Raw genomic sequence first — 435 nt, 5'->3', positions numbered from 1 at the left:
ATGGTGGAGGATGACGGGATCGAACCGCCGACCCCCTGCTTGTAAGGCAGGTGCTCTCCCAGCTGAGCTAATCCTCCGTATGAATGGTGACCCCTACGGGATTCGAACCCGTGTTACCGCCGTGAAAGGGCGGTGTCTTAACCGCTTGACCAAGGGGCCATTGTTTGTAAGAGCTCTATGGCGGAGAGCAAGGGATTTGAACCCTTGATACGCGATTAACGTATACACGATTTCCAATCGTGCTCCTTCGGCCACTCGGACAGCTCTCCATAGAATGGCTCCGAAGGTAGGACTCGAACCTACGACCAACCGGTTAACAGCCGGTTGCTCTACCACTGAGCTACTTCGGAATAAATAATGCCTAGCGACGTCCTACTCTCACAGGGGGAGACCCCCAACTACCATCGGCGCTGAAGAGCTTAACTTCCGTGTTCG

At 54.5% G+C, this 435-nt stretch carries 4 tRNA genes and 1 rRNA gene; all 5 read right to left on the bottom strand.

The features are described 5' to 3' along the window. Position 1: 1 nt before the first annotated feature. Positions 2 to 77 (bottom strand) — tRNA-Val (locus AB5N96_RS13545). Positions 78 to 84: 7 nt separating this feature from the next. Then, a tRNA-Glu gene (locus AB5N96_RS13540) sits at positions 85 to 159 on the bottom strand. A gap of 19 nt (positions 160 to 178) precedes the next feature. Further along, positions 179 to 269: transfer RNA gene (locus AB5N96_RS13535), tRNA-Ser, on the bottom strand. A gap of 6 nt (positions 270 to 275) precedes the next feature. Further along, positions 276 to 350: transfer RNA gene (locus AB5N96_RS13530), tRNA-Asn, on the bottom strand. Between the two features lie 9 nt (positions 351 to 359). Continuing rightward, positions 360 to 435: ribosomal RNA gene (rrf, locus tag AB5N96_RS13525) — 5S ribosomal RNA — on the bottom strand; the annotation flags it as partial.

Source organism: Chryseomicrobium imtechense (assembly GCF_041475995.1).
In the GTDB taxonomy this organism is placed as follows: domain Bacteria; phylum Bacillota; class Bacilli; order Bacillales_A; family Planococcaceae; genus Chryseomicrobium; species Chryseomicrobium aureum.
The sequence above is the reverse complement of the archived record's forward strand: the minus strand, read 5'-3'. Positions and strand labels throughout refer to the sequence as shown.